The sequence below is a fragment of the Lyngbya confervoides BDU141951 genome (genome assembly GCF_000817775.3).
In the GTDB taxonomy this organism is placed as follows: domain Bacteria; phylum Cyanobacteriota; class Cyanobacteriia; order Thermosynechococcales; family Thermosynechococcaceae; genus Lyngbya; species Lyngbya confervoides.
Genome location: NZ_JTHE03000080.1, coordinates 1 through 20190 on the forward strand (window position 1 = coordinate 1; position 20190 = coordinate 20190).

14 protein-coding genes are annotated in these 20190 nt (G+C 51.4%); 8 read left to right on the forward strand and 6 right to left on the reverse strand.

Annotated elements, in window-relative coordinates:
• Positions 1 to 174: 174 nt before the first annotated feature.
• The 6 genes from QQ91_RS14095 to QQ91_RS14120 form a co-directional block, all read right to left on the reverse strand.
• On the reverse strand, positions 175 to 1308 hold the full coding sequence (locus tag QQ91_RS14095) for a PulJ/GspJ family protein (RefSeq protein ID WP_349306869.1): 1134 nt from the start codon (positions 1306 to 1308) through the stop codon (positions 175 to 177).
• Positions 1305 to 2114 carry a hypothetical protein gene (locus QQ91_RS14100; protein ID WP_201277464.1) on the reverse strand — a complete coding sequence of 270 codons (810 nt, stop codon included), beginning with the start codon at positions 2112 to 2114 and terminating at the stop codon, positions 1305 to 1307. The genes QQ91_RS14095 and QQ91_RS14100 overlap by 4 nt, the downstream gene beginning before the upstream one ends.
• Positions 2115 to 2213: 99 nt before the next feature.
• Positions 2214 to 3614, reverse strand: coding sequence for a hypothetical protein (locus tag QQ91_RS14105; RefSeq protein WP_166282781.1), 1401 nt, complete (start codon positions 3612 to 3614; stop codon positions 2214 to 2216).
• 181 nt (positions 3615 to 3795) lie between these two features.
• Positions 3796 to 4551: a peptidylprolyl isomerase gene (locus QQ91_RS14110; protein WP_166282782.1), complete on the reverse strand. Its 756-nt coding sequence runs from the start codon at positions 4549 to 4551 to the stop codon at positions 3796 to 3798.
• Between the two features lie 56 nt (positions 4552 to 4607).
• Positions 4608 to 6545: a response regulator gene (locus QQ91_RS14115; RefSeq protein WP_250833364.1), complete on the reverse strand. Its 1938-nt coding sequence runs from the start codon at positions 6543 to 6545 to the stop codon at positions 4608 to 4610.
• A gap of 80 nt (positions 6546 to 6625) precedes the next feature.
• On the reverse strand, positions 6626 to 9676 hold the full coding sequence (locus tag QQ91_RS14120) for an ABC transporter transmembrane domain-containing protein (protein ID WP_166282786.1): 3051 nt from the start codon (positions 9674 to 9676) through the stop codon (positions 6626 to 6628).
• Positions 9677 to 10626: 950 nt separating this feature from the next.
• Here QQ91_RS14120 and QQ91_RS14125 point away from each other — a divergent pair.
• The 8 genes from QQ91_RS14125 to cmx8 all read left to right on the forward strand — a co-directional run bounded on the left by QQ91_RS14125 (position 10627) and on the right by cmx8 (position 20161).
• A complete protein-coding gene (locus QQ91_RS14125; RefSeq protein ID WP_201277465.1) occupies positions 10627 to 10887 on the forward strand; it encodes a hypothetical protein in 261 nt (86 codons plus the stop codon).
• A gap of 227 nt (positions 10888 to 11114) precedes the next feature.
• Entirely contained in the window at positions 11115 to 12290 is a 1176-nt protein-coding gene (locus tag QQ91_RS14130; RefSeq protein WP_166282788.1) for a phosphotransferase family protein, read from the forward strand.
• Between the two features lie 24 nt (positions 12291 to 12314).
• A complete protein-coding gene (locus tag QQ91_RS14135) occupies positions 12315 to 13364 on the forward strand; it encodes a T3SS effector HopA1 family protein (protein ID WP_166282790.1) in 1050 nt (349 codons plus the stop codon).
• 478 nt (positions 13365 to 13842) lie between these two features.
• On the forward strand, positions 13843 to 14814 hold the full coding sequence (locus tag QQ91_RS14140) for a helix-turn-helix transcriptional regulator (RefSeq protein WP_166282792.1): 972 nt from the start codon (positions 13843 to 13845) through the stop codon (positions 14812 to 14814).
• Positions 14815 to 15046: 232 nt separating this feature from the next.
• Positions 15047 to 15229 carry a hypothetical protein gene (locus QQ91_RS14145; RefSeq protein ID WP_166282794.1) on the forward strand — a complete coding sequence of 61 codons (183 nt, stop codon included), beginning with the start codon at positions 15047 to 15049 and terminating at the stop codon, positions 15227 to 15229.
• A 172-nt stretch (positions 15230 to 15401) separates the two neighbouring features.
• Complete coding sequence (cas6, locus tag QQ91_RS14150) at positions 15402 to 16076, forward strand: type I-MYXAN CRISPR-associated protein Cas6/Cmx6 (protein ID WP_166282796.1); 675 nt, start codon at positions 15402 to 15404, stop codon at positions 16074 to 16076.
• On the forward strand, positions 16069 to 18507 hold the full coding sequence (gene cas3, locus QQ91_RS14155) for a CRISPR-associated helicase Cas3' (RefSeq protein WP_166282798.1): 2439 nt from the start codon (positions 16069 to 16071) through the stop codon (positions 18505 to 18507). The genes cas6 and cas3 overlap by 8 nt, the downstream gene beginning before the upstream one ends.
• The gene (gene cmx8 / locus QQ91_RS14160) at positions 18500 to 20161 is read left to right on the forward strand and encodes a type I-MYXAN CRISPR-associated protein Cmx8 (RefSeq protein WP_166282800.1); all 1662 of its coding nucleotides are present in this window, start codon (positions 18500 to 18502) and stop codon (positions 20159 to 20161) included. Before cas3 ends, cmx8 begins: the two co-directional genes overlap by 8 nt.
• Positions 20162 to 20190: the final 29 nt, after the last annotated feature.

Genomic DNA, 20190 nt, shown 5'->3' on the forward strand with positions numbered 1-20190 from the left:
CTCATTTTGCTATTCTGTTTCCAGAACGCTTTTCAATCTGACGAAAGAACCTTTACACAAAATTCAGAACACTCTCAATATAGATCCAGGAGAGTGTCCTTAACTTTGTCTCCTTGCTGCAACTGCCAGACTACCGATCTCCGGACCTGTGAATGCAGACTTTCTGAGGCCCAATCATGGATTCTGACCTGTCTGATTTTGACCTGTCTCCTCCCAGTAGGGTTGGTTGACATCAGTCACGACTTTATAGGTGCAAATACGATTACTATTCACGCTTTCGTTGCTGGCATTGGTCGTCTCTAACTCAAAACAAATCTGGTCGGTATCCTGGCTCGACACCTTATTGAGATCGTATTTAAACTCAACCTTATCGGCTCCGATGGTTTTGACTTCCACCTTATTGGGTCCCTCAATGACAAGCTCATAGCCAGAACTGTGCGGCGACGACAGGGAGGTATTCCAGCTCCAAGTAACCAGTACGTGATGCCCACCCGATCGCGTCAGGGATAGATTCAGGTCTTGGGTTGCCGTGGGCGTAAAGTCAACCGTCCGCGGCGTCACCGTACTGCTGAGGGGAAGGACATCCACATCACTAATGGCACTCTTGAAGATGAGCCCCACTTCATCCCCTTCCACACAGGTGTGAAATCCACCACTGCCACTTAGGACCCCGCTACAGGTGGGACTGTCGCTAGTCTGCGCAATGGCATCGGCCATGATATCGTTGGCCACCGGCGCACTGCAGGGATTGATTCTCCCAGCCCCATCGGGAATCCGTCCATATCGGGCGATTGCCCTAGGAGACAGCCAGCCCACGGGACTGGTGCGAACATCATACACGACTCGATCTAGGGCCGCAGCAGGGATTGATCCTCCGGCACTCGGACAGGCAGACACCGACGTATCCGTCGGTATCTCTAAATAGAGCGCAATCTCACCGTAATTCCCAAGATCATTGAGATCAACCCCTCCGTGGGTCACCACATCTGTCAGCGTCACGGTACTGCCATTGGCCACCACCGATCCCGATCGGTTCACCGCCTGGGCCTGACGGATCTCTGCCGTCATCGCATCCAGGGCTCGCGCGAGTTCTACCTGTCGGGCCGTTTTGATCTGAGCCACCTGATTCGTATTCAGTGCCGATACCATTCCCGTCCAGGACAGTAATATCACCAGACTCACCAACAGGATCGCCACCATCAATTCCATCAAGGAAAACCCCCGAGGGGTCAGTTTCGACCAAAGGCGGGAGCCTAAAACTGGGGGACGCCTCCGGAAGAGGCGTGGCCGTGACGCTGATCTCTTCATTGTTTTTTCCAATCAAGCGCTGTACAAATGCCGCTATCAGTAATGTTGCTGGGGAATAATTCCCCTCGATAAACTCCCACCCGCGTCAGACCAATCCGTTTTGAGATGGCAATGCATCGTTGCTTCCGTTGTGGATGCTTTGAGGAAAACACCACCACTTTGCCAGTAGGATCGGGCGCAGGACTTTGCGCTGTTTCCACCTGATAATCCACCGTTCCATGGCTGCCAAACTTCATCTCCACCACCGTCTGGTTAGGCGGCGGACTGCTCCCTTCGCTGGCGTTACACCAGTCCCACTTCTCGCAATACCAGTTGTCCCAATAGGCGTCATCATGGGGGCCTTTGCCACTGGCCATGAACCAGTCGCTGCCAAGATCATTGCCCATCTTCAAGCCAGCAGAGGCCACGAGAATTGGATCAGAAGAAGAGGGTCTAGCGACTGTCACCCCCGTCTCGGAAACAAGGTTGCTGACTACGCTCACCCCCTTGGGAAGGATTCGCGCAGACTCTTCTGAACTACAGGTATTCAGCAATTTTGCCTGAAAATCAGCAAAGGACAAGGTACTATTAGGCATTTGCACCAGCATACTCGCCATGCAGGACTGCCCCCCGCGAATCGCAGATCGCTGTGTTGCGGCTAGCTCCCCGCGAATTTCAGCAACGGATTGATCGACCTTTACGGATTCAAGCAATGCGCCAAAGCTAGGGGCAGCGGTCATGGCCATAATGCCGATGATCGCCACGATCACAATGATCTCAATCATGGTAAAGCCGAGGATTTTACGGCGGTGATCTGGGGAAAACACTGGGAGTCACAATATTCTACATACATATAAAATTCCCATTCTCCGCCCATTTCCTTCACCCCTTGGCCGGTTGGGGCGCAGAAAATCTTCTCAAAATTTTTAAATTCTGACGCGGCTCCAGCTATTCACCCCGCGGATTCGGTAAAAAACTGGTAGATTCACTGACTCCAGCGCGTCCACCAAACTGGATAGATCCGTGGGCACCTCGATGCCTGTCACGCCAGCGTTTGAATTTTCAATATCCTCTGCCCAAACTACCCCCACAACATTGCTGTTGCTATCCCCTGGACAGCCATCGCCCGTGCTTAGGAGGCGGAAATCCACCTCTGGACTGTAAACAAAGGCATGCTCTATACAGCTCGTACCGTATAGAAGAACCGGGGTTCCCCCTGTTTGAGTTTGAATAATCCGCAAATCCCCCACTGCCGGCAGCGCCCCATCAGACCTGACATTGCGGATTTTGGCGCTGTCTCGTAGTGCAGTGGTGCCCTTGACATAGAGATACACCGGTCCATTCGTGGTATCAACCTGCAATTCCTCGGTCCCGGATAGATCGATCTGATCGGCTTGATACTGGGTGATGACTCCGGTCGATCCGGCCAGGGTTTGGCTGGTATTGACCACCCCTAAAGAACTGCCCTGGGCTGTGTGGGGCATCGTAAAGGTGACCACGCAAGCCACCAGATCTCCTTGAATCGCGTCGCCGCTAAAGCCGTCCGCGGGTCCGCTCCCAACCGCATTGAGGTAATCCGCTCGCTGGGCCTCCCCCGGAGAGGCTTTACCGGTGAGCGGATCGTTAGGCGCTTCATTGGGATCGAAGTAGAGGTGACCTTGGGAACCGGTCAGTTCCCGCCCCTGCCACAGCGACACGTTATCCGAAATTACACTTGGAAACAGATGACTGTCATGGGTAATCCTCAAGTTGACATGAACTCGCGAGGTCATGCCTTTCCGGGTTCCCTCAACGAGTAAGTCTCCCGATTGCTGATTCGCATCGTAGCGATAGGCCAAAATTTTATAGCTAGATCGCACATTAACGGTTTGTACCAGGGACAAATTAGGCGGGGTTATCCCCAGATCGGATAAACAGTTGGGGTTTAAAGATTGCCATTCATCAATGGCTGCTGTGCCTTCGTCCCCGCTGTTGGGAATCCCATCTAGGCCTAGATACACCTTGCCGGTTTGGGGATTGATGGGATCATAGGTTTTGCCTAACAATATGGCATTTTCCCGCTGACCGAAAGATGCCAAAATCTCGGCGATCGCGCTATCCGCGGTCAACATACTGGCCGCATAATCCCGTCGCACCACGGCCGTATCGCGGTCGTCTTGGGCTAATAGCATGATGGTCACCCCTAAGGCAATCATGCACAACCCTAAGCCCATGGCCGTGGGCAAGGCAAATCCACACTCTTGTCCCGCAACCGGCGAGGTTCCCCTAGAGGGCACACAAGGCTGAACAGAGATCAGCCGTCGGATCAGCAGAGAGACTTTCTTCATCGGGCGGGGACACATCTGAAACTACAGCCAGGATTCCCAGGCACAGGATTCCCAGGCATAAATCAAGGGCGGCTCATTGTCACCTTAGAGAAATTCTGCTAGACCTACCTCCGAGAAAACTCGGAGTCTCAAGAACAGGTCCTTTCTCCCTGAAGCGAGGCGCCAAAGCGAGGCACCAAAGCTAGGCGCCAAAGTCGTCGGCCAGTTCCAAGGAGATCTGCTGCAGTTGACGGTCAACCCAATCCTCGAGTAGCGCGCCTAAAATCTCCTGGCGGAGGGCGGGATTGAGATCTGGCACGATTTTTTCCACCACAAATACCAGGTGAAAGTCCCGACCGATGGCAATGGGTCTGAGCAATTGACCCGAATCTGCAGCGTACACTGCCGTGGCCATGACCGCAGGCAGATCCTGGCCGCGCATTTTTCCGCGATAGCCGCCGCGATAGCGATCTTCGGGATCGAGGGCATAGCGTTCTGCGGCCTCCACAAAGGAGATTTCGCCTTCCTGCAGGGCGTAGTAAAGTTCCAGGGCTAGGTCGGCATCTTGCACGGCAATTTCATAGAACACCACCTCGGTATAGTCCTTCTGGTGGGCATGGAAATAGGCCTCTAGTTGAGGAGTGAATAGGGCGATCGCCAGGGCGTCAGCCAGGAGCTGGTGGCGAATGAGCCGCTCAAAGTCATCCAGGGTGAGGGCATGGCGCTGGAGCCAATCTTGAGTTTCAGCCGTGCCCCAGAGCTTATGCTGAGCCCGGAGACGATCGGCCCCGGCCTGAAGCTGTTCCACGGACAGATGAATGCCCCGATCCTGGGCACTCTGCTCAATTAATTTCTGACGGGCGATCGCACGCAGGATCTGGGGCATTTGGCACGATTGCTTGAGATGACTCAAGATATCCTGGGGGGCAATGATCAAGGGGGTCAGACTCAGATCCATGGGCTTAGGGTAGGGATCACTCGATTCAGCGGGGGGTTTTGTATCAAGACAGCGGCCTAGAGTTTGCCGCTGCCCTGCTTAAATTTCAAAAAGGGATCTAAAAATAAATCCATAATTCGTCGTTTACGCACCACAATTTCTGCCTGGGCACTCTGTCCAGCCTTAAGGGGCAGGACTTGATCGAGGGTCTGGATGTGATCCTGGGCCAGGGTAATTTCCACATCAAAGGCTTGCTCAAGCTTGGGCGAGGACTCCTCCGTCTCTGTCCCTTTGACCCTAGAACTGGGGGCAATCCAGTGGACCTGGCCTGGGATAAACCCAAAGTTTTCCGTGGGATAGGCATCTAACTTTAACTGAACCGGGAGTCCGACCCGAATAAAGCCCGTGTCTTTGTTGGCCAGGGCTCCGCGAAAGATCAGCTTGGCGGAGGCAGGGGCGAGCTGAGCCACCATCTGGCCAGGACGAACCACCGCACCTGGGTTTTGAATGGGGAGCTGAAAAATAATCCCCGAGGTGGGCGCGTAAATAATTCGCTGCTGCTGTTGGCGGCGCAATCCTTGAATCAGACTCCGGGTTTGGGCAATTTGCGCCTGGAGTTCTGTCATTCGAGTTTCCACATCCTTTAACTGTTGCTGGCTTTGGGAAACCACCAGTCGTCCTGAACTGCGCAGGCTGGCCTGGCCCCCCTGTTGCTCCTGAACGCGGGTTTGGGCCTGCAGCTGATCGCTCCGAAGCTGGATCTGAACGCTTTCATAGCTGCGCTGCTGTTCCAGGAGGCGTTTTTGGGCCAGACTCGCCTCGGCTTCGGCGGCGGCTTTCTGGTTGCGAACTTCGTGGGCGCGGCGCTGGGCCTCCACCAGCTGGACCTTAGAGACGGCTCCCTGCTGCCATAGCCGTTGATACCGCGCCACCTCTTGCAGTTCGGCCTGATAGTTGTCGGTGAGCAGCCGAACCTTCTGCTTAGCCGACTCCAGGGCCGCGATCGCCTGCTCCACCTGGGCAAATTTTTCCGAGGCTTGAATTGGCGCACGGATACGGTTGGAATCAAGGGTCTGTTCCGCCTGGGTCAGTTGCGCCTGTTTTTCCAGGAGCTGGGCTTGATTTTGCTGAGACTGAAAGCTAATGGTGCTGAGAATCTGATTTTTAAGGAGCTCTTGTTGATTGAGCTGATTGAGCTGGCCAGTCAGGGTCACCTGTGCCTGCTGCAGATCCGTTTCCAGCTGATCGGACTGTAACTCCACCAGCGCCTGCCCCTGCTCCACCTGATTGCCCTCCTGCACCAGCACATTGATCACCTTGGCCTCCACTGGCGCATCAAGGCGGATGGTCTGCCCCTGCGGCTGGAGTACCCCCTGCGTGGTCACCACTTCGTCAATTCGCGTCCAGTAGGACCAGGGAATCAAACCCAGCAGAAATAAAAAGAGGGCATAGATCAAGCCTCGGCTCCAGACCTGGGGCAAGGTATTCACCAAGTCCTGGGTCACATCGGTCCAGCCTGCGGGGACGGTGGGCAGATCGCCCCGGAATGGATCCTCCGGCGAGGAGAGGTCCAGGGCCGTCGAGGGGGCCAGGGGCTGCATCGCCAGGGAGGGTCCCATGCCCCCCGAGGCCTCTAGCCGTTCAAACAGCCCTGGCCCAAGCTGCAGATAGCCGCGATGGACAAACCGGATGGCGTGAGCCAATTCTTCGGCGGGGGTGGTCTTTAGCAGGTAGCCCTTGGCTCCCGCCTGCAGGGCTTGCCGGATGTAATGCTCGTCATCATGGATGCTCAAAACCAGCACGCGGGTCTGGGGCGATCGCTGAGTTAACCGCTGGGTGACCTCTAACCCGTCAATTCCCGGCATTTCTACATCAATTAGCACGATGTGGGGATGGAGGCGGTCCACACAGTCCAGAGCCTCCTCGCCATGGGAGGCAACCCCGATAATCTGGAAGTCTGCCTGCCCCGCCAGGGAATGCTCTAGCATTTTCTGCACAAAGTGCTGATCGTCCACGATAAGAATCCGAATTCCAGCGGGATCCGAATTGGCTGAATCTGAGGTCAAGGGAGTTTGGGTACCGAGAGGGTTCATGGTTAGGGGGTAACGGCGAGCTGCTGCTGATTTAAATAGAAGTAATGGCCCCGCTGTCGCATAAGGTCATCATGGGTGCCAGATTCTACGATCACCCCTTGATCGAGGACCAGAATGATATCGGCATTGCGCACCGTAGACAGGCGATGGGCAATGACAAGGGTGCTGCGCTGGCTCAAAATGGTGTTTAAATGCATCTGAATCACCCGTTCAGATTCAGGGTCCAGGTTACTGGTGGCCTCATCCAAGATTAGGAGAGGGGGGTTGTGAATTAAGGCCCGGGCGATCGCAATCCGCTGCCGCTGTCCGCCTGAGAGCAGCCCGCCGCCTTCCCCAATGGCGGTATCATAGCCCAGCGGGAAGGCCTCAATAAAGCCCGCAGCTCCAGCCAGGCGGGCAGCTTCCTGCACATCGGCCAAACTACTGCCCGGATGGCCAATAGCGATATTTTCGCGAATGGTGCCGCCAAACAAAAAGGTATCTTGATCGACAATGCCCAGCTGCTGACGCAGAGACTGTTTAGAAATACTAGAAATATCGTAGCCATCAATTAAAATTCGACCATGGAGGGGAGCATATAGCCCCAGGAGCAGCTTGCCCAGGGAAGTTTTTCCCGATCCGCTGCGTCCCACCAGGGCCACCGTTTGCCCCGGCTGAATTTCAAAGGTGATATTTTCAAGGGTGTTGAGGCTGCTTTCGGGGTTATAGCGAAAAGTGACGTTTTGAAACTGGACATAGCCACGAAGCTTTGGGATAGTCGGAAGCGCGTATTCAACGGGCTCTTCCGGTTTAGCCCCCATGACATCATTAATCCGCTCCAGGGAAATGCTGATTTCTTGAAAGGAATTCCACAGGCCAATTAGGTTATCAAAGGGGGTAAAGACATTTCCCATCAGCATATTAAAGGCAATGAGCTGGCCAATGGTCATTTCCCCCTGCACCACCAGATAGATCCCAAACAGATAGACCAGTTGGGTGCCAACGGAATCCACAAATCCAGTCACAATTTTGAGCCGCTCTTGAATAATCTGGCGCTTGAATCCCAGGCGCATCGACTGGTTTAGCTTCTCCTCCCACTTCCAGCGCACCAGATGTTCAATTCCCATGCTTTTAATGGTGCCAATGCCGGTGAAGGATTCAATCAGAAAGCTGCCCTCGGTGGTTCTGGCATTAAAAATTTCCCGAGACATGCGCTTCATCACGGGAGTGGTCACCAGGGTAATGAAGGTCAGAATAGGAATAATCGCCAATGCCATCAGCGAGAGCTTCCAGCTATACCAAAACATGAGGGTGCAATAGATAAAAATCATGATGATATCTAGCACCGTCAGTAGCGCATCTCCGGAGAGAAAAGAGCGGATTTTCTGGTTCTCTTGAATTCTTGAAACGATGTCTCCAACAAAGCGAGCATCAAAGTAAGACAGGGGTAAGCGGAAGGCATGGGCAATGAAGCCCACTGCCAGGGAGATGTCGATGCGGTTTGCCGTATGAAAGAGTAAATATCGACGCAGGCTGCGCATAATCAGCCGAAATGACTTGAAGAGTATGAGACCGGATCCAATGGCAATCAGCCCCGCCTGACTGCGTTGGACCACGACCCGGTCTAAGAGCTGCTGGGTAAAGAGCGGGATGCATACCCCCACCAGCTGCAAAATCAAGGAGGCAATGAAAATTTCGAGAAAAATCCACCGATGAGTAGCGACTAGGTCAATATAGCGCCGTAGGCTGCGGCTTTCTTCTTCGGCATTGTGAAGGGCCGCCGTGGGCTCAACCAATAGCGTATACCCGCTCCACCCCTCATTAAACTTAGCTGGACTCAGCTTGCGGCGACCAATGGCGGGATCGCTGACATAAATGACGTTTTTCTGAACCTTAAAAACCACGATGTAATGATTGCCTTGCCAGTGCGCGATCGCCGGCAGGTTTTGCTGGGCCAGCCCCGCCAGGGTTCCCTTGACTGGACGCGCTAAAAATCCGACGGATTCAGCGGCCGCCACCAACCCCCGCAAGGTGGTTCCCTGGCGCCTGACATTGCCTGCTTCCCGCAGTTGATTCACGCTTAAACGCTTTCCCCAATAGGCGCCAATGATCACCAGGCAGGCAATGCCGCAGTCCATCTGGCTTTGCTGCTTAAAAAAGGGATAGCGATGCAATAGGTTTTGAAAGAACTGTCCAGCCCGCTGGGTAGGACGGGGAAAATAGGCCCGATCCGCAGGGGGCGAAGCAGAGGGCCTCTGGGGGGTGGCTGACGCTAAAGGGCTGGGATCTTGGGATGGCGTCCTCCCTTCCCCGGACAGATGTGAGCCATTCCCGCGAAGACGCAGCCGGGAGGGTTGGACGGCGGCAGAGGCTTCAAGGGCCTGCAAAGGTAGCGCCAGCAAATCCGTGGGCTGTTGAATGGTGATCCGTGCCGCCGTTGCGGACTCAACCGGCACCAGGGAATGATCGCCGTAGGGGGTTGGCGGACGGTTCGCGAGGATCTGTCCCTGACGAAGGTAGATCAAGAAATCCGCCTGAGCGAGGGCTGCGGGGGCTGGTCCCGGCTGACAGTGATGCCACTGCGCCTGAGCAAAGATTTGCCAGCGCTGCGATCGCGCGACCTTTGAAAGATACCCCTGCTGTTCACTGAGAATTAAAAAGTCCTCTCGCACAGCCTGATGCAGCAGAAATTCTCTGAGTGCTTCGTGCTCTAGGATCAGATCGCGCAGCAACTGGGCAGCCAGAAAGGCAACCTGGGTTTGGGCAGAAGCTTTGACGGTGAAGGGCAAAAACAGGTGACCAGGAAATAAGGTCTGCTCCCCAAACAGAGTCCCCTTAGGCAACGTGGCAATGAGCTCCTGCGTCGGGGTGAGCATTCGAGCTTGACCAGCCAGCAAAAAATACAGGCCTGGGGGAAATCTATGCGCTTGAGCGGGGCTGGAGTCCCAGAGCGTTTGGCCCGATCCAGGATGCAAAATTTCCAGATCTTGACTTAAGCGCTCACAAAGGTGATCCGGCAGGAGATGATTAAAGCAGTTCCACAGAATTTGACTTGACTTCGATATCCTTGTCACCAGGTAAACCTCACATCGAAATCACAGGGATGGGGATCTGACCCCAGTTTCTAGGCGCGAGGGGCACCGGGTCAGGGCAATTCCATTGCCATGGAGCCCAGACTCCCAGAAAATGCCGGGGAAGGATTCTGAGGCCAGGCTTGAACCTGTCAACTCTAAACCTTTCAACTCTAATTTCATCGATAGCATTTTTGATCGATAACATTCTTAAAGGAGGGTGATAGGCGGCAACCGGGGCACCCCCCAGACCCGCCTCAATCAATCCCTAAAATCCTGGGTGCCGACCATGGAGCTGAATTTTTGTCCCTTCAGTTTAGTCCATCGCCATCGCCTCAAACAATCCAATTCATTCGGACTCGCGAGAGCGGAAACTGGCTGACCTCCTGTTCAGGATACCAGGGGGATCAAGGCCTCCTTTTTCAGAAAATGCAATATTTTGTAACGTTTTCAAGATCCGCCCTGAAATTTCTTCCCGTTCAGAATGTCCCCTGCCGACTGACGGGGTGGGGCTGTCGCTCATTTTGTTCCTGCTTGGCTTGGCAAGTGAGGGTTCAATTTCCCAGCTCTCTGCGTTAATGACACCAATATCAGACCTTTAGAGTCAAAATTCTCAGTTTCGAGCGCCCAGATCCTGGATACGCGCTCTGACTGAACTGTATAAACAATTTTCTTTTTTTAAACACCCAAAACCCGCAGATTTTAATTCTTAATTATCTTTGACTTTTTTTTATTGTCATATAAAAGAAAATAGAGTATGTTACTCGAATATCCCAAATCAACCACCCCAAATATTATCACGGGTAAACCTTGAGTGAGCTGAGCTTGGAGGTAGAGCAAGTCTCTCGACTGTTTTACCATGCTTTTTTTGCATTCAGCATCTTCATGAATTCAGTTCCTTCATGAGTGACGTGGGATTATTTCTGCGATTTTTTACTTTCCAGGAGATAAACATGGCTGATATTAAAGTCACCGAGCTTTTGGCCGATGGGGCAGGTCTATTTACAGACAAAGATGGACTCATGACGGATCTCTCTGATCAAGAAATGTCCGTGAGTGGCGGCGGCAGCTCAGGTTGCTACTCTAGCTGCTATGGTTACTATACAAAATGTGGTTCTTCGTCTAAATCCAAGTCTAAGTCCAAGTCTAAATCTAAATCCAAGTCTAAGTCTAAATCCAAGTCTAAGTCCAAGTCCAAGTCTAAGTCCTGTTAATCATTAGCATTTGCCATGACTGGGCTACCATGATGAACTCATGAACGATAGCCTTTTTTCGGCAACGAACTTGACTTGTATCTTGATTCTAGCTGGATGATTGTGCAAGTCTAGGGACCAGCGGATCGACCTTTAGAGTCGTCAATTTAAAGGTCGATTCCAAGACTAATCACGGTTACCAATGTCAGGAATGTTGCCAATGTCAGGAATGTAGAGGCGCCCAACTCATGAGGACATTCCAGCTGACGAGGGATAATGTAGTTGACTACCTGCAGCAGCATGCATTGGTCAGTGCTGGGACGGAGCGCCAGCCTGAGATCTTTGGCTGCTCTAGCAAAAATTTTAATCTCGTGGTTCGGTTTAACGCTCACCAGCATTTCCTGGTCAAACAGAAGCGCTTAAACAGCCAAGGGGAATTTAGCCGTGATTTTTATGATGAGTGGCGGGTCTACGACCTGCTGTGTCAATTCCCTGATCTATCGGGATTGACGCAGGTGATCTCGGAGGTTCTGCACCACGATGCGGCAAACGCCATTTTAGTCTCCCGGTACTTTCCTGATTTTGGCGAGTTGGAAGAGTTTCACACTGAGTTTAATCGCTTTCCCCCGGCAATCGGGCGGGTTCTAGGAGAACATCTCGGTACCATACATCGCTTAACGGACCACAGACAAGACTATTGCGGGTATCTCATCGGCGATCCCCCAAAACGACGTTCCCAGTTGCCTCGTCTGGTCAGCGACTGGCCGCGGATTCGGCCCAGCATCTTTGGCAACTACTGTGGGGATGCCCTAGAATTTTTTCGACTGTTGCAGCAGTCTGCCCTGGCGGAGGCGATCGCCGGTTTAGCAGATCACTGGCAACCGAGCTGTTTAGTGCATCGAGATCTCAAACTCGATAATATTCTGATCAAGCGAGACTGGGCGCCAGACCTACCGCAACGGCCTGCCTTTAAAATTATTGATTGGGAACTCTACATCTGGGGAGATCCCATCTATGACTTGGCCACGGTTCTGGGCAGTTACCTGAAACTCTGGCTAGAGAGTATTGATCGGATGCCCGGTGAACCATTACAGCAAGCCTTAAAGCAAGCCACCACGCCCCTGGGCTTAATTCAGCCGCTGATCGTGGCCTTCCTGCAGGGCTATTGTCACAGTTTCCCCCAGCTTCTTCAGCGTCGATCGGAGTTTTGGACAGACCTCCTTCAGATCAGCGGTTTCTATCTCCTGCGAAGAATCGCCCAGAATCTCACCGAACATTATCCCTATGATTTCCAGATGCGCCGCGTGGTCCAGGTTGCACAACGCCTAATTATGGACAGTGCATCGAGCGCCGAGATTATTTTTGGAATGCCCGTGAAAGACTTGGAACATCCACCGCTTTTAGGGGTGGGCCAGGTTGACTAGCGGGATCATGGATCTAACTTGACGATGTCCTCACCCAGTGCTGCTCAGATTATATCCGCCTTAGCAGATGAGATCTCCATCAATGCCGCCGGCGCCCTAGAGTCGAAGTGTGCAGAAGATCAAGATCTCATTGACACTGCAAATTTAAGCTGGACTCAGATCCCAGCCGATCAGAGTCATGAACGGCGGAGGATTCTCAGAGACTTCCTCTATCATAAGCTCTACCAACCTCTTGGGAATCCCTCAGATTCTGAAGTCTCCGGGTCATGCGAGGACTGGAGTGGAGCGCAGACGCCGTCTCATCTTTACCGCCTGCTGCAAGATCACAATTGCGGCCATGGCTATGATGATTCAGGGTGGGAAATTCTTGGGCTCGATTCGGGGGGGTGGCTACAGGTGCGGAAGGAGGGGATAATGCTTTGGGCCCATCCCCAGGAGGATTTAGCCCCTCAGTCCCAACCAACAGAGGTGGGACAGACGGTGACGCTAAGATTGCCTAAAAATTTGCTGGAGCCTGGCAACTATATTGCCGTAGGCAACTGCGGCCCTGTTTCTAACCGGCAGCCCACCTTAGTGCGGGAACACAGCAGAATGGCGATCGCTCAGTTTCATTTCAACTTTACACAGTTACTCGCGCCTCGGGTGATGGAGTTTTGGACAACTTACTTAAATGAATTAGGACTTCCCTTCTGCTTTTCTGTTGGCTTTGACGAGTTTGGTTATTCTCGTCATGATCCTGGCATTCTGGTCGTCCAACGCTGTCACCAGGAGACAATTTTGAGAGTGCTACCTCAGTATTTTAAATCTCTGCCAGAGAGGACGAATCCGCAAGTTCCTGTATTCACAAAGCAAATCGGCCCAGGCGTCAGCTACTCAGAACTGCCTCGCGTGCCGCTGCAGTCCGGGGTTCAGGAAAACTTTCACCTGCACCGTTGTCATCTAATTGCCGCTGGACTCTTGAGGGCTTGGGAAACGCTTGAATCTGATATCTTTGCCGCAGTGCAAGATCAGATCCAATCTGCGGGGCTCAGCCTGGATCGCTTTCACCTTGATCCCCCTAACGACGGGGACTGAATCCTAGACTCCCTCCGCTGGAGCATTCTCTAATCCTTTACTCGCCGACTCCAGGACTAATCTGGCAATGAAAAGGACCAGCAAAAAACTCCTTCGTTGCCCTGTGGCCGCTGGGGAACTCCCAAGAATTTCATCAAGTTCCTAAGGTTGGGGGTTGACAGAGCGAGGGTTTCTCGGGGCTGATGGGTTCGTCTACTTGTAGGCCTGGTGTTCCATAGACCCCAGAATCCTGAGAACCGAGCCCGACTCGGGGCGGAGCCTTGACCCTGACGCGATGGTGAGCGATCGCCCTCCGCCATGGTGAGGACTCGCAAAGCGTGAGGGCGTATAACAGGGAGTAAAATAAACAATCAAACTATTCATCGCCTCAGAGAAAATTTAATCGCTGATTTTCTTGTTTTTTTTATAAAATTTTATCCCGGAAGTTTCTTTTCAAGGTAAGTTGCATACATTTGATGGAGTCATTTGATTTCCAGGTATGCTTCGGAGGTTAGAGCGATTGCTAGAGATGGACCGTGAGATTCGGTCGCGGGCAAGAACGACGGCAGGGCGTTTGGCCAAGGCATTGGAATGTTCAGAGCGCACTATCCGCGCAGATTTGAACTTCTTACGCGATCGCTTTGGCGCTCCCCTTCTGTTTGAGCAGAGCAAGGGCTGGCATTACACCACAGAAGACTGGCGGCTGCCCTCGGTGCCGATTTCCCAGGGAGAACTGTTTGCACTCACTCTCGGAGCCAAAATGCTATCGGCCTATGGCGGCAGTGCTTACGAGTCGGAGTTGCGTTCTGCGATCGCCCGGTTAGCGGATCGGCTGCCGGAGCAGACCTGGGTAAATTTACAGCAGTTGGCCCAGGAGGGGGTGCTGGTTCGGCCCGGAGCCTCGCTCAATTTAGACCCGGATATTTGGCACACCCTGGAGCGGGCCTGTCGGGAGCAGCGGCGGGTGAAGATGCGCTACTATACGGCCCGGCGGAATCAGGAGTCCTGGCGATCGCTCGATCCCTATCTGCTGCATTTTTCGCGGAGCAATCCCTACGTAACGGGGCTATGCCATGCAACCCAGGAAATCCGCTGGTTTCGGGTGGATCGGATTCGGGAGCTAACGTTGATGCAGCGTCGGTTTAAGGTGCGATCGGATTTTGACCCCCAGCAACATTTTGCCCAGGTGTTTCAGCACGAGGTGGGGGGAGAGCCGCGCCGCATCCGCATCTGGTTTGACGCTTCGACTGCGCCCTATGTGCGCGAGCGGCAGTGGTGTCCCGATCAGCAGATTGAGGAGCAGGGGGATGGGTCGATGATCCTACAGTTTGAGGCCCGGGGGTTGAATGAGGTGAAGCGCTGGATTCTGTTCTATGGACAGGGGGCGATCGCGCGGGAGCCGCCGGAATTGGTAGCGATGGTACGGGAGGAAATTAGGGCAATGCAAACTTTATATGAAGTGGATCAATAGTGATTGAGTCAGGAATCTTAGTGTTTATGATATGTACAGGCTCACTGATGCCTTTGGCGTTGAGCACAAGAGGGTACAACTTCGTACATTCGTGTGCAAATTTCCAGAAACCACTGATGCCGCTGGCGATTACTCCTATCTCTGGAAATTTTTTAGAAGTTGTACCCTCTTCATTTGCCGATTCAGAAAAAGCGATTTATGATGGGGGCATCAATCAAATCTTGTATCCGCCATGGCTTATTACGATCGCGGGGCTGATCTCCAAGCGCTACGTATGAATCTCAAAAATCTCCAGTCAATGCTGATGCTGCTGCAATCGCAAGCGGATCAGTTGCGAGAGGCTATAGACTTTCAGCTGGAGCCACTAGCGATGGAAATTGAGGAGCTTCAGCAGCGTTATGAAATTGATCGTTAAATCTAGAGCTTTTATAGCTTTTGTGTGAGGTTGCAAGGTCTATAGGTCGTTTCTATCTCAATCAAAGCTAACTAATTCTGTTTGCTCCATCACAGGCATTTGATCAATGCAAATGGGGCTGTGATAAAGATTTGGTCATCTTCTCTAAAACTCGATTACATGAGGAAGAAAAATGCTGGCTGTTGAAACGCAGACTGGCCAAAAAGATGGCGGTCAAAAAGTATTCGTTGAATTGTCTTTTGGTGTGATTGGTCGGACACTACCTGCCGACCACGGTTATGGGTTGTACAGTGCGATCGCCCATCAATGCCCTTCGATTCATGAGCAAGCGGGAGTGAGTATTGCAACAATTCCCGGTGAACCAGATCGGCGAGGAAAAATCCTATTATCAAGGAATTCACAGCTCAAAATTCGCTTGCCCTATGTGGCAGATACCATTGCACTGGTTCTACCCTTAGCGGGGCAAACATTGAAGATTGGTCAGCATTCCATCCAACTTAATATTCCACAAATCTTCCCCTTACGCCCGTACGAAAAATTGCGATCGCGGATTGTTACCATCAAAAAATTTCAGGAGCCTGAGCCATTTTTGGAAGCCGTCAACCGTCAGATGAATACACTAGGCATTCAAGGCAATGCTTTTGTCCCCCAAGACGAGACTGGGCAACCACTCCGCAAAGCAATCAAGATTAAGTCTTACTCTGTTGTTGGTTTTAGCTTGATTGTTACAGATTTGAGCGAAGAGGACTCAATTAAGCTGCAAGCCTGTGGTTTAGGCGGAAAGCATCGCATGGGATGTGGAATTTTTACCGCTTTTCCTCGGGTATGGAGGTTTCAAGATGTCTGAACTGCCTAAACAACTTTGGGCAAAAAGTAAGTCCAAGCTTTCCGGTAAGCAGTTATCTCTTGAGCAACACCTCCTGGATGCAGAGCAAGCCGCACACCTGATTTTTCGATTAGAGGGTCGCTGGGGAAGAAATTGGTGTCGCTTCTTTAAGATCAAGAATGAATCTGAGCGACAGAAGTTTTTGCTAAATTTACGGGTTGCCGCCTTATTTCACGATATCGGCAAAGCCAATGCTGATTTCTATGAAGCGGTCACTACCCCAGGCTTCAAAGCTCAAACATTACGGCATGAGCATTTGAGTGCGTTAGTCTTATGTCTGCCTTCTGTGCGAAAGTGGCTGTCGCAAAATCCTGACTTAGATGTGGATGTGATTACTGCTGCTGTGCTTTCGCACCACTTGAAAGCCTCAGAAAGCCAGGTTTCAGTTAGAGGAAATCAAGAGGCTAGCGAAAGGTTCAAGTACTACCGATGGTGCCAACCCCAAACAGCAAAGACTGCTGTTGACTTGTATTTTCAACATGTTGAAGTTATCAAGATCCTGGATCGCATTAGCAAGATTGCCGAGTTAGAAGGGGGTCCTGAACTACCTACCACTGATTGGAAAGCAGGTTCTGTGTGGGATCAGGCCTATAAGCAAGGGAAAGACGCAGGACGACGCTTTAATCGAGTCATCAAAGCCGACGATGCACGACGGATGTTCCTGGTTGCGGTCAAAGCTGGATTAATTGTGGCAGACTCAGCTGCTTCGGGGCTGGTGCGCGTCAACGAAGGAAAAATTCCTATCGCTGACTGGATTAATGACGTAGTTCATGCAGCGCCTATCGCCGACAGCGATATTGAAACCGCTATCTTAAAGCCTCGGGCTCAGCAAATTGCTCAGCGCTTGGGTACGCCGTTTCAACCGCGTAGCTTTCAAACGAAAATGGCGCAGCAGAGTTCTCGGGCCTTACTCCTGGCTGCGTGCGGAGCTGGAAAAACCTTGGGCGCATGGATGTGGGCGGAGGCTCAGTCGAGAAAGTACGAAATTGGCAAAGTTATTTTCTTATACCCTACACGGGGTACGGCCACGGAGGGTTTTCGTGATTACGTAGGCTGGGCACCGGAAACAGATGCAGCTCTAATGACCGGGACAGCCCGCTATGAACTCGAAGCAATGCAGGAAAATCCTAGTGATGCGATTAAGGGCAAAGACTTTCAGGCGGATGAGCGGCTTTACTCTTTGGGATTTTGGTCCCGTCGCTATTTCAGCGCCACGGTGGATCAATTTCTGAGCTTTATGGAGCACAGCTACTCTAGCCTGTGTTTGTTGCCGGTTCTGGCCGATAGTGCGGTGATTATCGATGAGATTCATAGCTTTGATCGCAAGATGTTCGATACACTCATCAGTTTTCTGAAGCACTTCCATATTCCAGTTTTGTGCATGACAGCCACACTACCCACCTCAAGACGTCAGGAACTCATTGAAGCAGGGCTGCAGGTTTTTCCAAAAGAGAGTGATCGTCCAACTCTAGAGGATCTAAAAGATAAGGAAGAACACCCAAGATACGATCTCGAGCCTGTGGATAATTTCAATGCGGCCTTTCAGAAAGCAATACACGCTTATCAGGCTGGTGAACGAGTCCTTTGGGTGGTCAATACAGTTGATCGGTGCTTGGCAATTGCAGAGAAATTGGAAAACCACAAGGAACTGAAAAAGCTTCAAGCTAAAGTCTTGACTTATCACAGCCGGTTTCGTCTTTGCGATCGCCAACAAGTTCATGCTAAAACAGTTGCTGCCTTTGCCTATCAGCAGAATGCTGCAGAACGAAAACCAGTAATTGCCGTAACTACCCAGGTGTGTGAAATGAGCTTGGATCTGGATGCAGATGTGCTGATTACGGAAATTGCGCCTGTACCATCTTTAGTACAGCGATTTGGTCGGGCAAACCGTCATCTGGCTAGAGGGCGAGAATTTCGGGCTAAGATTCATACCTATTCTCCTCCAGCTAAGCGCATCAAACCTTATACAAAAGAGGATCTGGAGGTATCCACTAGATTTTTAGAGGAACTCAGCCATAAACCCATCAGCCAATATGCACTGGCAGAAGCTCTGGAAAGGCATTCCCAGCAGGAACGGAGTGCAGATGGCAGCGCTCGTTTCCTGAATAGCGGCTACTATGCAACACCCGGCAGCTTTCGGGATACAGATGAATACTCTATTCCCTGCATTCTTGATACGGATTTAGAGGCAGTAAAATCTATTCTGGACTCACCAGAAAAGCACAAAAAGGAACAGTTTATCATCAACGTTCCTCGCAAATGGGCTCACCGAGAAACAGAACATTATACGTGGCTGCCTAAATACCTTGGCGTTGCTGAATCAGTGGGGCATTACGACAACCCAGAACGAGGCTTTATCACGAAGCCATTAGAGGAGGTGGAACTTGGCTAAAACAAAGACTAAACAACTACCAGCAGTTGATGTGCTGACTTTGGATTATCAGCTTGCGAAATTACCCTCATCCCAGCATCGGGCAGGGTTGGCAGGACTGGTGCTGGTCTTGCAATGGATGGAACGACAGCCGGAGTTTAAACAAAAGGCTGAAGCAGGAGCAATTTGCAAGCTCACTCGACTGGAGGATAAAGGGGCGACATTAGATTTAAATCAAGCGGGTCTAGAAGCCCTATTTGATGAAATTTATGCGGCCAGCACAGAGGAGCAGGAACGGGCACAGCCACTCAAAAATAGACAAAAGGAAGTGATTCCCCCTTTGCGTGAGGAAGAACGAGAAGAAATCGATAAAAAAGGGAAGCAGAAGATCAAGAAAGTCTATATCTACCCAGTTGTTGTGCCCAAGGGTTCCTTTCTTGCAGATGTCAGTTATGACCCGAGCTCTGACGGTAAAAACGGTCATTGGATCAAGCTCTGGCGGGATATGGTGTGGAGTATTTTGCGGGGGGTGCCTGCAACCCGGAAACCCTTTGAAGCCAGAGCCGAAGAGGCGGCCACTGATGATATAGCCAAGGTCTGGAAACAGTTGGTTCAGCCTGAAGAATATACCGTAGACTTGCCTAGTACCTACTTCCTAGGTGCGCAAGCCAACAATGCGGAAAATATTCCTTTTAAGGATCGAGCTAGATTCCAGTTTCTGCTGCATTTTTGGTTGTTTGCAGCGCAGATTTACGTACCTGCTGTTGTTAATAATGAGGGTAAGCGAGATTTTGTAGGCTATGCCGTTGCGATTCCTGATATTGCTTACTTACAGTGGTTCTGTGAGGAGTTGCCAATAATCCTTAGCGACCGCTCACCCGAGTTATCCGGCTACCGCCCCCGTGATTGCATTGTCGATTTAGCAGTCGAAAGTGCCCTCGATATGATGAAGCGATTACGCGATCATCTTACTCAGACGACAGGTGAACAAGCTATTGCCTCTGCTGTTTTGGGAATAGACGTAATTCATACTGAAAAACAGGGCAATAATATCCGCCTACTCAGCATGGCTCGCCTCGATCCAGAAGAGAAGATGATTGATGAATATACTCAGATTCGACAGAACTTCTGGAGTCCTCTATTTCGGAGGCAATGTTTACTGAATTTGGTAAATCACTCTCCTTGGTATAGCGGCTTTGATGCACTGCTCTGCACCCTACCCTATGAGCTAAGTATTGAAAATGAATACTTTCGTCGAGATGTACGCAAAAAGGTTGAAGCATTAAGCGAGGAACAGAAAAAGATGAGCGAAACGACAATAGCAATTGAATCTATGGTTTTCCAGCTTGTTAAAAACTATGTGGGTCGCAAGCTGAAGTCAAAATATGATTTGGAGTGGAAGTCAGAATGGAAAGGACTGAAACAAGAGAATTTAAACAAACAACCGGGATACGCGAAATATACGGAAATGAAGGCAAAAGTTGCTAAGTCAGCTTTTCTGGATGTTCGCAGCCGCACTGAGCAAACAGACTTTATCAATTATTTTGTCTCTAGCTTGTGTTCTGTGCCTCAGCACATGAAGTCTGAGAGTTTTGTCGCCCTAACTCAGGCGTTGTATCAAGATACGGACAAAATTCGCACCCTGACGCTCCTAGCCCTATCTGCCAACAGTTAATTCACACTCACACGTAATTAAGAAGATAA

Excerpts from the sequence above, each read along its gene's own strand:
- QQ91_RS14095 (WP_349306869.1), bottom strand. The coding sequence starts at position 1,308 with ATGAAGAGATCAGCGTCACGGCCACGCCTCTTCCGGAGGCGTCCCCCA.
- QQ91_RS14105 (WP_166282781.1), bottom strand. The coding sequence starts at position 3,614 with ATGAAGAAAGTCTCTCTGCTGATCCGACGGCTGATCTCTGTTCAGCCT.
- QQ91_RS14110 (WP_166282782.1), bottom strand. The coding sequence starts at position 4,551 with ATGGATCTGAGTCTGACCCCCTTGATCATTGCCCCCCAGGATATCTTG.
- QQ91_RS14125 (WP_201277465.1), top strand. The coding sequence starts at position 10,627 with ATGGCTGATATTAAAGTCACCGAGCTTTTGGCCGATGGGGCAGGTCTA.
- QQ91_RS14130 (WP_166282788.1), top strand. The coding sequence starts at position 11,115 with ATGAGGACATTCCAGCTGACGAGGGATAATGTAGTTGACTACCTGCAG.
- QQ91_RS14135 (WP_166282790.1), top strand. The coding sequence starts at position 12,315 with ATGTCCTCACCCAGTGCTGCTCAGATTATATCCGCCTTAGCAGATGAG.
- QQ91_RS14140 (WP_166282792.1), top strand. The coding sequence starts at position 13,843 with ATGCTTCGGAGGTTAGAGCGATTGCTAGAGATGGACCGTGAGATTCGG.
- QQ91_RS14145 (WP_166282794.1), top strand. The coding sequence starts at position 15,047 with ATGGCTTATTACGATCGCGGGGCTGATCTCCAAGCGCTACGTATGAAT.
- cas6 (WP_166282796.1), top strand. The coding sequence starts at position 15,402 with ATGCTGGCTGTTGAAACGCAGACTGGCCAAAAAGATGGCGGTCAAAAA.
- cas3 (WP_166282798.1), top strand. The coding sequence starts at position 16,069 with ATGTCTGAACTGCCTAAACAACTTTGGGCAAAAAGTAAGTCCAAGCTT.